This window comes from Aeromonas sp. s9 (assembly GCF_040907765.1).
Taxonomy (GTDB): domain Bacteria; phylum Pseudomonadota; class Gammaproteobacteria; order Enterobacterales; family Aeromonadaceae; genus Aeromonas; species Aeromonas caviae.
In genome coordinates, this window is the sequence record NZ_JBFOCK010000078.1 from 61099 (window position 1) to 74551 (window position 13453).

The 13453-nt window shown below is 60.6% G+C and carries 14 protein-coding genes; 9 read left to right on the forward strand and 5 right to left on the reverse strand.

Annotated elements, in window-relative coordinates; genetic code table 11:
* Window positions 1-44 precede the first annotated feature (44 nt).
* The 4 genes from AB5Y54_RS16385 (at window position 45) to yciA (ending at window position 4733) form a co-directional block, all read left to right on the forward strand.
* On the forward strand, window positions 45-1961 hold the full coding sequence (locus tag AB5Y54_RS16385; protein ID WP_368154042.1) for a transglycosylase SLT domain-containing protein: 1917 nt from the start codon (window positions 45-47) through the stop codon (window positions 1959-1961).
* Between the two features lie 177 nt (window positions 1962-2138).
* Window positions 2139-3137, forward strand: coding sequence for a LacI family DNA-binding transcriptional regulator (locus tag AB5Y54_RS16390; protein WP_039038828.1), 999 nt, complete (start codon window positions 2139-2141; stop codon window positions 3135-3137).
* Window positions 3138-3382: 245 nt separating this feature from the next.
* Complete coding sequence (locus AB5Y54_RS16395; RefSeq protein ID WP_124813597.1) at window positions 3383-4195, forward strand: NAD-dependent epimerase/dehydratase family protein; 813 nt, start codon at window positions 3383-3385, stop codon at window positions 4193-4195.
* 139 nt (window positions 4196-4334) lie between these two features.
* A complete protein-coding gene (gene yciA / locus AB5Y54_RS16400) occupies window positions 4335-4733 on the forward strand; it encodes an acyl-CoA thioester hydrolase YciA (protein ID WP_029314261.1) in 399 nt (132 codons plus the stop codon).
* 6 nt (window positions 4734-4739) lie between these two features.
* Here the strand turns inward: yciA and AB5Y54_RS16405 are convergent, their stop codons facing one another.
* Entirely contained in the window at window positions 4740-4964 is a 225-nt protein-coding gene (locus AB5Y54_RS16405) for a hypothetical protein (protein ID WP_368154031.1), read from the reverse strand.
* A gap of 111 nt (window positions 4965-5075) precedes the next feature.
* Here AB5Y54_RS16405 and AB5Y54_RS16410 point away from each other — a divergent pair, with 111 nt between their 5' ends.
* Window positions 5076-5921, forward strand: coding sequence for an endonuclease/exonuclease/phosphatase family protein (locus tag AB5Y54_RS16410; protein WP_029314263.1), 846 nt, complete (start codon window positions 5076-5078; stop codon window positions 5919-5921).
* Between the two features lie 95 nt (window positions 5922-6016).
* Here the strand turns inward: AB5Y54_RS16410 and AB5Y54_RS16415 are convergent, their stop codons facing one another.
* A complete protein-coding gene (locus AB5Y54_RS16415; protein ID WP_223302529.1) occupies window positions 6017-7339 on the reverse strand; it encodes a LysM peptidoglycan-binding domain-containing protein in 1323 nt (440 codons plus the stop codon).
* Here AB5Y54_RS16415 and AB5Y54_RS16420 point away from each other — a divergent pair.
* Window positions 7268-7540, forward strand: coding sequence for a hypothetical protein (locus AB5Y54_RS16420; protein ID WP_010674135.1), 273 nt, complete (start codon window positions 7268-7270; stop codon window positions 7538-7540). The two genes, AB5Y54_RS16415 and AB5Y54_RS16420, sit on opposite strands and share 72 nt — an antisense overlap.
* A gap of 87 nt (window positions 7541-7627) precedes the next feature.
* Here the strand turns inward: AB5Y54_RS16420 and gloB are convergent, their stop codons facing one another.
* Window positions 7628-8392 (reverse strand): hydroxyacylglutathione hydrolase, encoded by a 765-nt coding sequence (gene gloB / locus AB5Y54_RS16425; RefSeq protein ID WP_368154032.1) that lies wholly within the window; start codon window positions 8390-8392, stop codon window positions 7628-7630.
* Window positions 8393-8471: 79 nt separating this feature from the next.
* Between gloB and AB5Y54_RS16430 the strand changes: the two genes are divergently transcribed.
* Window positions 8472-9194, forward strand: a complete 723-nt coding sequence (locus AB5Y54_RS16430; protein WP_010674137.1) for a class I SAM-dependent methyltransferase — start codon at window positions 8472-8474, stop codon at window positions 9192-9194.
* Between the two features lie 6 nt (window positions 9195-9200).
* Here the strand turns inward: AB5Y54_RS16430 and rnhA are convergent, their stop codons facing one another.
* On the reverse strand, window positions 9201-9665 hold the full coding sequence (gene rnhA, locus AB5Y54_RS16435; RefSeq protein WP_010674138.1) for a ribonuclease HI: 465 nt from the start codon (window positions 9663-9665) through the stop codon (window positions 9201-9203).
* A gap of 75 nt (window positions 9666-9740) precedes the next feature.
* On the opposite strand from rnhA, the gene dnaQ reads away from it, so the two are divergent.
* Entirely contained in the window at window positions 9741-10475 is a 735-nt protein-coding gene (gene dnaQ / locus AB5Y54_RS16440) for a DNA polymerase III subunit epsilon (protein ID WP_041212726.1), read from the forward strand.
* Window positions 10472-11722, forward strand: coding sequence for a TIGR03503 family protein (locus AB5Y54_RS16445; protein WP_368154035.1), 1251 nt, complete (start codon window positions 10472-10474; stop codon window positions 11720-11722). The genes dnaQ and AB5Y54_RS16445 overlap by 4 nt, the downstream gene beginning before the upstream one ends.
* A 75-nt stretch (window positions 11723-11797) precedes the next feature.
* Here AB5Y54_RS16445 and AB5Y54_RS16450 read toward each other — a convergent pair whose 3' ends face one another.
* A complete protein-coding gene (locus AB5Y54_RS16450) occupies window positions 11798-13315 on the reverse strand; it encodes an HD domain-containing phosphohydrolase (RefSeq protein ID WP_039038835.1) in 1518 nt (505 codons plus the stop codon).
* Window positions 13316-13453: the final 138 nt, after the last annotated feature.

Sequence of the window (13453 nt, forward strand, 5' to 3'; positions counted from 1 at the left end):
CGCACTTTGACGGTGGTTATGCCTTCAAGGGGAGAATGCCATTCGTGAAAGTCGTGCAGGGAATCATCTTGTCTGCGCTCTGGATGCCGGGGCTGTTGGCTCCTGCCTTCGCGCAGACCATGGAGCAGTCTCTCTATCGCCAGGCCCATGAGGCCGTGCGTGCCAATGATCAGGTCAAATTCAGCCAGCTTCGGGCACGCCTGATCCACTATCCGCTGTTGCCCTATCTGGATTACTACCAGCTTGCGTTCCGTCCCGGGGCGGCAGACTACAACGATGTGACCCGCTTCATCCGCCAGCACGGGGACACCCCCCAGTCCAACCGGCTCGAGCGCAGCTATCTCACCTATCTTGCCCAGAGCCAGCAGTGGTCCCAGTTCCTGCGCTTCTATCCGGCCAAGCCAAGCTCCACCGATCTGCTCTGTCAGCACTATCAGGCCCGCTACTACACGGGGCACCAAAGTGAAGCCCTGCAGGAGGCAGGCAAGCTCTGGTTGAGCGGTCAATCCAGGCCCGATGCCTGCGATCCCCTGTTCCAGCTCTGGCAGCAGGCAGGTCTGCGCACTCAGGAGAAGATCTGGGAGCGTATGAACCTGGCTTTCGAGGCCCAGAACCCCAACCTCATTCGCCACCTCGGGGCCCAGCTCGGCAGCGGCATGAAGGGGTATGGCGATCAGATGATCGCCCTGTATGACCAACCCGTGCGGGCGATGAATCCTGCCAACTTCACGGCGGCGCCCCCGTCGCGGCATCTGCTCTCCCTGGGGCTGGCCCGCTACGCCAACCAGGAGCCCGACGCGGTTCTGCGCCAGCTGGGGGAGATGACCCGTCGCTTCGGCCTGAACCATGCCGAGGTGAGTCGGGTGGAGAAGGCCGCCGCCCGTCGCCTGTTGCTGGACCGCTCTTCTGACCAGCGCGCCTGGCTGGATACGGCCCTGGTGCGGATCAAGGATCCGGAGCTGGTGGAGCTGCGGGCCCGTCTTGCCATCTGGGAGCAGGATTGGCGCGGCCTCGAAGGCTGGGTCAAGCGGATGCCCATGGGGCTGCAAAAAGAGGATCGCTGGCGTTACTGGATGGCGCGCTCGCTGGAGAAACAGGGGCGGCAGAAACCGGCGCGGGACCTCTATCTCGAGACTGCGAGTCTGCGCGGCTTCTACGGCTTCATGGCGGCCCAGCGCACCGGTGTGCCCTATCGCATGAAGAACCAGAGCGTGGCGCACAAGGTGCCGGACTGGCAAAGTGCCAGCCGCCGCTGGCCCTTCCTGCTGCGGGTGCGTGAACTGCTGGCGATGAACGAGATCACGGCGGCCCGCTCTGAGTGGATCCACAACATGGATCGCAACAGCGTGGCCCAGCGCCTGGAGTTTGGTCACATCGCCCTCAACCAGGGCTGGCACGAGCTGGCGATCCTCTCCAGCATCCGTGCCGAGGCCTGGGATGCGCTGGACCTGCGCTTCCCGCTGCCCCTCAAGCGCACCTTCTCCCAGATGGCACAAGAGCGCACCATGAACACCAGTCTGCTCTACGCCATCTCCCGTCAGGAGAGCGCACTCTATCCCCTGGCCCAGTCACCGGTCGGGGCGAGGGGGTTGATGCAGCTGATGCCTGCCACCGCGAAAGAGACGGCCGGCAAGCTTGGGGTGCCCTATCGCAACGAGCAGCAACTGTTCGACCCGGCCATGAACATTCGTCTTGGCAGCGCCTACCTCAAGCGCCTGCTGGATGTGTATGACGGCAACCGGATCCTTGCGGCGGCGGCTTACAATGCGGGTCCTGGCCGGGTCAAGCGCTGGCGCGAGCAGAGCGACAACAAGCCGATGGATGTCTGGGTGGAGAGCATCCCCTATCGGGAGACGCGCAACTATGTCCAGAACGTGCTCTCTTTCGATCTCATCTATCAACACAAGCTGCAGCAGCCTTTGCGTTTTATGTCGGAACGCGAGCTGAATCACGCCTATTGAGTTCGGGGGCAGTCGTTGTGGCGGCGGCCTCCCATTCTTGCCCCAAAATGGTTATCATCCCTTAAGCTTTGTTACAAAAGGAAACCTGCCAGGTGATCGGGCGCCGCGTCTTGGTCTGTCAGGTTCGATACAATGCCCGATCATCACTGACAGGCTTTTCCAACAAAGGAATCGAGAGTGGCAACGATCAAAGATGTGTCTCAGCTGGCGAATGTCTCCATTTCGACAGTGTCTCGAGTGATCAACAACACGGCGCAGGTGGCGCCCGAGAAGCGCGAGGCTGTCCTCGCGGCCATGAAGGAGCTCAGCTTTCGTCCAAACAGCTTCGCCCAGGCCCTGGTGAGCAAGCGCTCCAACTGTATCGGTGTGCTGGTGGGGGATCTGTGTGGCGGCCCCTTCTTCGCCCAGATGATGCGCGGCATCGAAAGCATGGTCGACAAGGCGAACAAGTTCACCATCGTGGTGTCCGGCAACCACGACGCGACCCGTGAGCGGCACGCCATCCAGGCGCTGCTGCAGCGCCAGTGTGATGCCCTTATCCTTCACAGCAAGGCGCTGCCTGACGAAGAGCTCAGCGAGCTGGCGTCGGGCACGACCCCCATCGTCTTCATCAACCGTCAGGTGCCAGGCTGCGAGGATCGCTGCGTCTGGCTGGACAACCAGGCCGGCATCACCACGGCTTGCCAGCATCTGCTGGACGCGGGACATCGCAAGATTGCCTTCGTCACCTCCGATGACGAGGAGTTTGTGGATGGTCAGCAGCGGATGGCCGGCTATCGCTTCGCCCTGCAACGGGCAGGTATCGAGCTGGATCCTGCCCTCATCGGCCGTGCCTATGCCGACGAAAAAGGTGGCTATGTGGCCATGAGCGAGCTGCTGGCGCGCGGCGTCGAGTTCAGCGCTGTGCTGGGTTTCAACGATGCCATGGTGGCGGGGGCCATCTCCTGTCTGCTGGAGCGGGGTTACAAAATACCCCAGCAGGTCTCTGTGGTCGGTTTTGATGACATCCCCTATGCCCGATACATCTATCCCAAGCTCACCACGGTACGTTACCCCATCGAGGAGATGGGAGAGCGGGCCGCTGAGCTGGCCCTGAGGCTGCTGGATCACAAGCCGGTAGAGGGGCTGGCGCTCAAATTCGAAGCCGAACTGGTACGGCGGGAATCTGTGGCCTGAGTCATGAAGTTGGCCCCGTGCGGGTCGACTTTTTTGCAAAACAGTGAAAGCGCTTTCAGAAATCCTTTTCAACTGTGATCCGCTTCAAAGCTTTTTGACCGCGCTGCCACTAGGATAGGCCCACGAATTAGGAGCGTGCGCTCCCGATTTTCCCGCTGTGGGAGGTAACCGGTTAATCCGGCTATTTCCTTCGTTACTTTCGACGGTCATCATTGGATGGCCGTTTTTTTTGTCAGGATCCGGGTATGACGAACGAATTTGAGTATCAGACGGGTATCGTGGGCGCCGGCTGGCTGGGGTTGCCCCTGGCCAGGGCATTGCAAGAGCAGGGGCAATCTATCGCGGTGACGGTCAGTACGGCCGAAAAGGCTGAACGGCTGCGGGGGGAGGGTATTGCCGCCTGGCCGCTGTTGCTCACCCCTGACATGGGGCCACTGCCTTTTCGTTGTCATGACCTAGTGATCTGCGTGCCCCCCAGCAAGACCGGTGATTACCCGGCGTCCGTGGCCAGTCTGTGCCGACAGGCGAGGGAGGCGGGTGTTCAGAGGGTTCTGTTTATCAGCGCGACTTCGGTCTGGGGGGCCGGACAGGGGGAGGATGATACGCCCGCTCCAGCCCATGACAGAGGCTTGCGGATGCGGGCGGCCGAGCTTGCCGTGCTGGAAGGGCATGTTGACTGCGCCATGATCTTGCGCCCGGCCGGACTCTATGGTCCTGACCGTCACCCCGGCCGTTTTCTGGCGGGCAAGACGCTGGCCGGGGGAGGCCAGGCTGTGAACCTGGTGCATCTGGACGACGTGGTGGCCGCCTGTGAGCTGATGCTGGCCCGGGGGCAGGATGGGGATGCCTACAATCTGAGTGCCCCCGTTCACCCACGCCGGGAGCAGCTCTACCCCTTCGCGAGCCGCCTGCTCGGGCTGGTGCCGCCGCAGTTCGTCGAGCCGGCGGGGGAGTTTGCTCCCATCGAAGGTCAGCGCATCTGCCAGCAGCTTGGTTTCGTCTATCGCTGGCCGGATCCGGCCCACTGGTTTGCGGACGGTGCGGCCTTGAAGGGCTGAACGGGTCGTCGCCATCCGGGCCCCGGAGTCGGTCATCTGGCGTGCAAACCAGATACGGCGCGCGCTCCGGGACAATTGAGGTTTGCCAAGGGGGGGATCGCCCCCTATCATGCCGCCATCCATGATAAAGAGAGCGGTAATGATGGAAGAGACCAAGCGCCACCCCGATGGGGAGCTGTTGCTGAGAACCCTGGCAATGCCAGCCGATACCAACCCCAATGGCGATATCTTCGGCGGGTGGATCATGTCCCAGATGGATATAGGTGGGGGCATCATGGCCAAGGAGCTGGCAAAAGGGCGCATCTGTACCGTCTCGGTGGAGGGGATGACCTTCCACAGCCCGGTCAAGGTGGGTGACGTGGTGTGCTGTTACGGTCGCTGCCTCAAGATTGGTCGCAGCTCCATGCGACTCAAGCTGGAGGTCTGGGTCAAGCCGGTATTGCGGGAGAACGAAGCCCAGCGGTACTGCGTGACCGAGGGCGTCTTCACCTATGTGGCCATCGACGATCAGGGCAAATCCCGCCCCGTCCCGGTCTGAGTCTGCTCAGATGAGCCGGGCATTGATGATGGATATTTCCTGCTCAAGCCCGGTTTTTTGCCGTATCATGCGCTCCAGCATCTCTTCCGACCCCACGCACTGCCGGGTGTCGAACAGACAGAGATCACATTGGGGAGCCCGCCTGATTTGATAGACGGTGGAAAGCTCCACTTGATGACAGGTTCCCTGTTGATCGTAAAATGTCACGCGGTACTGGTGCTGTCTCGCCATCGTTGAATTCCTTCTGGATGAGTCGGGCCGGACACGAATAATGAGACTAGTCGGCGACCGTGGCCTGTGTGAGTGCCATGTCGTCTTGCAGAGGCAGGTGATTGTTAGCCAATGAAAAATAGTTATCGGATTCTGGGAACGTCCCTGCTGACGTTGGGGCTGGTCGGTTGCTTCGAGGTACCGGATCAAGATCATCTGGTGACTGCGGCAGGTATCATACCTGGCGCAAGCTGTGACAGACCGCCTCTGGTGGCGCTCGCCTCCACGGCCTTGCCGAGGGAGTTTGGCATCACCGTCTGGAACCTCTACAAGGGACAACGCAAGAACTGGCGGGAAGGGCTGGATGAGTATGCCAAGTCCCAGGATCTGGTGCTGCTGCAAGAGTCGGCGACCCGGCCCGAGATGCTGGACTGGCTGAAGAGAGGGGATTTCCAGTGGCAGCAGTTGCAGGCCTTCACCCAGGGAGGTGTCTCCTTTGGCGTGATGACAGTGGCGAAAACGCCGCAGGCGTTTGTCTGTGGCGTCCGTTCCCCCGAACCCCTGCTGCGCATCCCCAAGTCAGGTCTGGTCAGTCTCTATCCCTTGCAAGGGGATCCTGACGGCGTGCTGGTGGTGAATCTCCACGCGGTCAATTTCGAACTGGGCATGGCGACCTTCCGCGAGCAGCTCAACGATCTGACTGCATTGATCCATCGCCACCAGGGGCCGGTCATCCTGGGTGGCGATTTCAACACCTGGAGCGACAAGCGCGCGTTCTGGTTGAACAAGCTGGTGGGCGAGCTTGGTCTGCAGGAGGCCATACCTGTGCCTGATCTGCGTCGCACCGCTTTTGGCCGCCCGCTGGATCACCTCTACTATCGCAATCTGGATCTGGTGGAGGTGAGTTCACCGGCTACCGATGCCTCTGACCACAACCCCATTCTGGCGCGCTTTGCGGCCCAGGCCATCACTCCCTGAGTCATCCCTCAGGGGAGAGCGGCGTCGCCGCTGGTTCATGCAGACAAAAAAATACCCCGCATCAAGCGGGGTATTTTTTTGTCTGCGACGAGCGATCAGCTGTTGTTCTTCACGAACAGAGTCAACTCCTGACCCGGCTTGAGATAGTCACTCTTGCCGAGCTGGTTCCAGCGCATCACATCGTTGACGGCGACCTGGAAGCGGGCTGCGATGGAGGAGAGGGAATCACCGCGGCGCACCTGATAGACCATGGACTTGTTGCTGCTCTTGCCCTGCTTGGGCCAGACCACCAGCTTCATGCCAGGCTTGAGGGCCGACTTGGCGTTCAGGCCGTTCCACTTGGCCAGGTCGGCGTGGGTGACCCCGTGTGCCTGGCTGATGCTCCACAGGTTGTCACCGGAGCGCACCTGATAGTTCACCTTGCCACCACTGCGGCTGGCGAGCTGCTGCGGCTTGCTCTGGGCAACCTGGGTTGCGCGCCCGCCATTGGGGATGATCAGGCTCTGGCCACGGCGCAGGTTGTTGCCACGCATGTTGTTGGCCAGCTTGAGCTGTTGCACGGTCACCCCGTGATTCTGGGCGATCCGTGACAGCGTATCACCACTGGTGACCTGATAGGAGCGCACGCCACGGGTACGTTCACGCTGGGGCAGATCGGCCAGGGCCAGCTCCAGGGTGTCGGCGTACTCGACGGGGACCAGCAGGTTGTAAGGGCCCTGCGGCGAGGTCATGCCACGCTTGAGCGCAGGATTGAGCGCCTTGAGCTGGGAGGCGGAAACGCCAGCCAGCTGGGCGGCCACGTTCAAATCAATCTGACCTCCGGTATTGATGGTTCGCAATTGCGGCTTGTTGGCCAGCACCGGCAGGGTGACATTGTATTTGTCCGCATTGCGGATCATGTCGGCCATGGCCAGGATCTTGGGCACATACATCCGGGTTTCGCGGGGCAGGTCCAGCGACCAGTAGTCGGTCGGACGACCAGCCCGTTCGTTGCGGGTGATGGCGTTGCGCACCCGACCTTCACCGGCATTGTAAGCGGCCAGGGTCTGCAGCCAGTCACCGTCGAAGAACCGGTTCAGGTACTCCAGGTAATCCAGTGCGGCATTGGTGGATGCCAGGACATCGCGTCGACCGTCGTACCAGTTGTCGTGGCGCAGGCCGAAATTCTTGCCGGTTGCAGGAACGAACTGCCAAAGACCGACCGCATTGCTGCGGGAGCGGGCATTGGGATCGAACATGCTCTCGATCATGGGGATGGTAATAAGCTCCATTGGCAGCTCACGCCGTTCGATTTCCTCTACCATCAGATACAGGTAGGGCTCAGCCCGGCTGGCAATGGTCGCCATATGCTTATCATTGCGCAACAACCAATCACGCTGTTGGCGAACCCGGGCATTATCGTGCGAGTCCAGCTGCATATCATCGCTGATACGCACCCACAGGTTATCAGTGTCATCCAGCTCTTCTATCTGTTCGTCGCCGAACAGCATCCGCGAAGAGTGTTTTTTGTACGTTTTCTTGCTGACTTGGGGGGATTTGATCGGCTCGATTGCCGTTACCGCCCGGTCATCCTGATGGCTCAGGTTTTGACAGCCGCTGAGAAACAGCGCTGCCAATAAGGCCGTTCGTAGCTTCATCTCGCTCAGGTCATCTGTGGAAAAACAGCTCGCATCATAAGGGGCAATGCCCCCCTGATCAAGGTTTGTTCAAAAAACGTCCTTCCAGGCCCGCAGAACAGCGAAGGTATCCTCTGGATTTTCCAAGCATTTAAGGGCGTATTTCTCAGCAGAAAATTTTACCGAGTCCTGCTCGCATCGCAGAAAAACATTGAAATTCCGCTCATCTCCCAGCCGGGAGGGGAGACTCGGGAGGCCCTGCTGACGCAGTTTGCTGATCACGCCGATCTGCCGCTGGATCGCCAGGTTGTCGGGCTCGACCGCATGGGCGAAACGCAGGTTGGAGAGCGTGTATTCATGGGCACAATAAAGGAGGGTCTCATCGGGCAATGCCGCGAGCCGTTGCAGGGAAGTGTGCATCTGTGCCGGGGTACCTTCGAACAGACGGCCGCAACCGGCGCTGAAGAGGGTATCGCCACAAAACAGCATGCCCTGGCCGTAATAGGCGATGTGCCCCAGGGTATGACCGGGCACATGGAGGACATCCAGACTCAGGCCATGCCAGTTGATCTGAGCCCCATCGTCGAGCCACTGGCCGTGATGGTCCGGCATGGGGTCATGCTTGGGACCATAGAGACGAGCGTGGGGGAAGTGTTGCAGCAACTCGGATACGCCCCCGACGTGATCGCGGTGGTGATGGGTCAGGAGGATGGCATCCAGCACCAGATCCAGCGCAGCCAGCCGCTCCAGCACGGGAGCGGCCTCGCCCGGATCGACGACCAGGCAGTGATTTTCATGACGGATCAACCAGATGTAGTTGTCGCTGAAGGCGGGAACTGTGATGACGGTATACATGGGTCGAGGTCTCTTGTGTTCTCTTTAAGGAAGGGATCTTATATAACTGGATGGCATTCGCCCCCGAGTTGGTCCCATTATGCAACTGGCACGTACCGAACAACAGATCGCGCTTCCGACCAGTTGGTCCGCACTGCCCATGGGGGACTGGGTGGCCGCCGAGCTTCAGGAGCGCCTCGACAACTGGTGCCCCCACCTCTTTGGCTATCACTTGCTCAAGATAGGTGCCCTGAGCGCCGAACTCTCCTGCGGCTGCTCCACCATTCGCCATCAAATAGGTGTCGCTCCCGGCGGACGGCTGCTGGACATCCAGGGGGATCCGCTCGCCTTGCCGGTGCGATCGGGGAGCGTGGATGCCTGCCTGCTGGCTCACTGCCTCGATTTCTCGCCGGATCCTCATCAGGTGCTGCGGGAGGCAGAACGGGTGCTGACCGACGATGGCTGGCTCATTGTCAGCGGTTACAACCCGCTCAGCCTGGTGGGGCTGGGTCACTATCTGCCCTTCATGCGGCGGCATCTGCCCTGGTCTGCCCGCATGTTCACGCCCGCACGGGTGACCGACTGGCTGCAATTGCTCGGCTGCGAGGTGATGTTCGACGAGCGGTTCGGTTTCTCCTTCATGGGCAGGCAGAGCAAGATCGGCTGGTGGCGGGAGAGTCTGGGGCGGGACTATTGCCGCTCCCTGGCGTCTGTTTACGTGATTGCCGCCCGCAAGCGGCGTTTCCCCGTGACACCGGTACGTCGCCGCTGGCGGCTGCCGGAGTCGATGGCCGCGCCAGGCATGGCGCGCCAGGGCGGCTAGCGGGCATCAGGGCTGGTAACCGCTGTCTTCGGCAAGCTGCTTGCCGCTGGCGGCCTCACGGGCCAGCTCGTCACAGCGTTCGTTTTCCGGGTGGCCTGAGTGTCCTTTCACCCAGAGCCATTCGATCTGGTGACGGGCCACTTCCGCATCCAGGGCCTGCCAGAGATCGACGTTCTTGACCGGCTGACGGTTGGCGGTCATCCAGCCCTTCTTCTTCCAGCCGATGATCCATTGGGTGATCCCCTGGCGCACATACTGGCTGTCGGTGGTGAGCCGCACCTGGCAGGGTTCGTTCAGGGTCCGCAGCCCCATGATGGCGGCCATCAGCTCCATCCGGTTATTGGTGGTCAATCGAAAACCGGCGGAGATCTCCTTGCGATGCTTGCCATAGACCATGACGGCACCATAGCCGCCGGGGCCCGGGTTGCCTAAGCAGGAGCCATCCGTGAATAAATCAATCTGTTTCAACATGAGCAATCAATCTGTTTTAGCGAGAGGCTTGGGGTAAACTAGCGAGTAAAACCGAAGTTTGACATGGATTTGATCATGAGCACACCCCAACTGAATCGCCAGATCATTCTGGATACCGAAACCACCGGCATGAACACCGCGGGCGGCCCTGTCTATCTTGGGCACCGCATCATCGAGATCGGCTGTGTGGAGGTGATCAACCGCAAACTCACCGGCAACCATTTCCACGTCTACATCAAGCCGGATCGGCTGGTGGACCCCGAGGCCATCGCCGTGCACGGCATCACGGATGCCTTCCTGGCGGACAAGCCCTCTTTTAGCCAGATAGCGGACGATTTCATCGAGTTCATTCGCGGCGCCGAGCTCATCGCCCACAACGCCCCCTTTGACGTGAGCTTCATGGACTATGAGTTCAGCAAGCTCGGTCTGAACTTCAAGACGGCGGATATCTGCGGCATCACGGATACCCTGGCGATGGCGCGGGATCTCTTCCCGGGCAAGCGCAACAACCTGGACGTGTTGTGCGATCGCTACGGCATCGACAACTCTCACCGTACCCTGCACGGCGCCTTGCTCGATGCGGAGATCCTGGCGGACGTCTACCTCCTGATGACGGGTGGCCAGACCAAACTCAATCTGGCGAGCGAAACCAGCGAGAGCGAGACCAGCCAGGATACCGGCATTCGTCGTCTGGAGAGCAATCGCCCGCCGCTCAGGGTGGTGCGCGCCAGCGACGAGGTGGCGGCTGTCCATGAAGCGAGGCTGGATCTGGTACAGAAAAAAGGAGGTGCCTGCCTGTGGCGGCAATGAGATCGCTTTGGGGGCTGCTGCTGCTGGCCTCCCTCCCGGCCGCGGCCAACGAGGTGTTTGCGCCTTCCGACATTCCTCTGCTCGACAACCGCTTTCGCATCGATTACGGCGTGAAGGAGATCACCTTCATCATCAAGCGCAAGCCGGGGACGCCCTCGGTGATCCTGGTGCGACCCGATGGCAGCAAGCTCTATGTGGGCAAGGTCAAGCCGCCCGACGTGGGCTGGTTGCCCCTCAAGGATCAGGATCTCATCACCATCCGCGACCCTATGCCCGGCCCCTGGCAGGCGATCGGGGAGGTGGACCCCGACAATCGGGTGCGCCTGCTCACCGACATCCAGGTCGAGAGCGAGCCGCTGCCGGCCCGCCTCTATCAGGGTGAGCGGGTCAAACTGCAATCCCGTCTGCTGATCGATGGCGCGGCGCCTGGGGCGGGTTACTACCTCACCGATCTGGGCATGACCGTCAAGCTGCAGCAGTTCAACGATGCCAGCCAGAGCGGCGATCCCGTGTTCGAGGAGACCCTGGGACGCTACATGGATGATGGCAAGGGGGTGGACGAAGTGCCGGGGGACGGTATCTTGACCGCCGAGGCGGTACTGGACGTCCCTGCGGGAAAATACCGAGCCCTCTTCAGCACCGGCAATGAGGTCTTCTCACGAGCCCAGTCACAGCAGGTGCTGCTCTACCCCTGGCCGGTCAGCTATTCCCTGAATCCCCCCTCCGGGGAGGGGGGAGCCAAGCTCTCTCTGGTCATCGATGTGGATGAACTGGATCCCGCCTCCGTGGTCATCCAGGGCAAGGCCATCGACGGCGGGGGCAGTAGCATGACGTTCAACGAGGTGGCGACAGCGCCGCGTTTTGGCGTGGATCTCTCCGCCCTCAAGGCGGCAGGGCAGTACAAGGTGGAGGCCACCCTCTTTGGAACAACCCGGCTCGGTCGCGAGGTGCAACTGCAATTGCCGGCCAAGTCGTTCACCATAGCACCGCCTCCCCCCCCTCCTGCACCCTCTGCGGCCATGCCCGCATCCGCCGCCACCCCCGACCGGTTCGAGGAGCGGGAGAGTCCGGTCTGGCTGCCCTGGGCGTTGGGGGGAGGTGGCGTGTTGCTGCTCTTGCTGGGGGCCGGTGGTTTCATTCTGCTGCAAAAGCGCCGCACCCTGCACAAGGCGATGGCGGCGCAGAAGGCGCAACTTGAAGAGACGCCAGTAACCCCCAAACTGGATCTCAATCTGCCGGAGCAATAATTCCGCGCACATTGCAAAGAAGCCGCCCAATGGGCGGCTTCTTCATGGTGGCAAGTGGATGGGGTGAATCCGATATCAGTGAGCGCCGATATAGATGTCTTTGTACTGCTCGCGAATATCGAGGAACTTCTCCAGATTGGCCAGCATCAGGTCCACCAGGAGGGGGTCGAAGTGCTCTCCTTTCTCCTCCTTGATCAGCGCCAGCACCTGATCCAGCGGCCAGGCCTGCTTGTAGCAACGATCCGAGCCCAGGGCATCGAACACATCCGCCAGGGCGACGATGCGTCCTTCCAGCGGAATGTCCTCTCCCTTCAACCCGCGGGGATAGCCGCTGCCATTCCACTTCTCGTGATGGTTGCCCGCGATGGTCGCGCCTATCTGGAACAGGGCCAGGTCACTGCCGGAGAGCATGTCCTGCCCAAGCTGGGCGTGGGTTTTCATGATCTCCCACTCCTCGGGAGTGAGTTTGCCCGGTTTGTGCAAGATGGCGTCCGGGATCCCCACTTTGCCGATGTCGTGCAGGGGAGAGGCACGCTTGATGAGCTCGCACCTGTCCTCATTCATGCCGAGCAGCTTGCAGAACAGTTCGGTGTAGAGGGCCACCCGCTTGACGTGCAAGCCGGACTCTTTCGAGCGGCTCTCCACCAGTTCGCCGATGCGATAGATGATCTCTCGCTGGTTGTCACCGATCACCTCGTTGAGCCGGATATTCTCCAGCGCCACTATGATGTTTTCGGTGAACAGGCTGAGCAGCCCGGTATCCATCTGGCTGAGCGGGCGAGTGGTCTCGATGTGGAACAGCAGGTGATGACGGGCATTCTGGCAATAGAGCACCATCTGGTTGCCATCGTAGACATTGGCTCCCTTGGCCATGGCACAGCGCAGGATTTCCGGCGCATCGACGAGGCGCAGCATGGGACCATCGCTGAGCAGAGGCTCGAGCACCTGATCCCGCACCTCATACGCCAGGTGCTTCACATCGTAAATCTGGGACTCTTCCAGATTGAGCAGGGCGCTGAGCTGGGTCTGGGCTCCTTCGACGAACTGGCGCAGGGCACGCTGCTCGAAGATCCCCTTGGACGCCTCGATGACCTTCTCCAGCCCCTGTCGATTGCTCTCAAGGGTTCGGATGTCCCGGTAAGAACGCAGGCTGGCGCGCAACAGGGTGCGCAGTTTCTGGGAGGTAAGTTCGGTCTTGTCCTTGTAGTCGTTGATGTCGTAGTTGGTCACCACGTCATCTTCCGGGGCCTGACCGGGCTGACCGGTTCGCAGCACGATGCGCACCATCTTGTTTTGCAGCTCGTCGCGCACGAACTTGACCACCTCGAGACCGGCATGGTCGACCTCCATGACGACGTCGAGCAGCAGCAGGGCGACATCCGGGGTGAGGGCGAGCAAGGCTTTGGCTTCAGCCGCAGAGTAGGCGTGCAGAAAATCGATCGGCTTGCCGTCGAATTCAAACTTGTTCAGGGTGATTTTGGTGATGCGATGCACTTCGGGTTCATCGTCCACTATCATCACCTTCCAGCCGGCGGGACGCGGTGCTGATTGGGGAAGATCTTCATCATCAATAATCAGGATTTGATCATCCATTATGCAATCCTGTGTGTGATCCTGTGCTTACCTTAACCGCTTCATTCAATATAGGAAACGGATTGATATCCAAAATATGATCCAGTCGGTTTCTCTTTCTTCGTATCGAATGCCATCCACCAGCCCTTTCATGAAAAA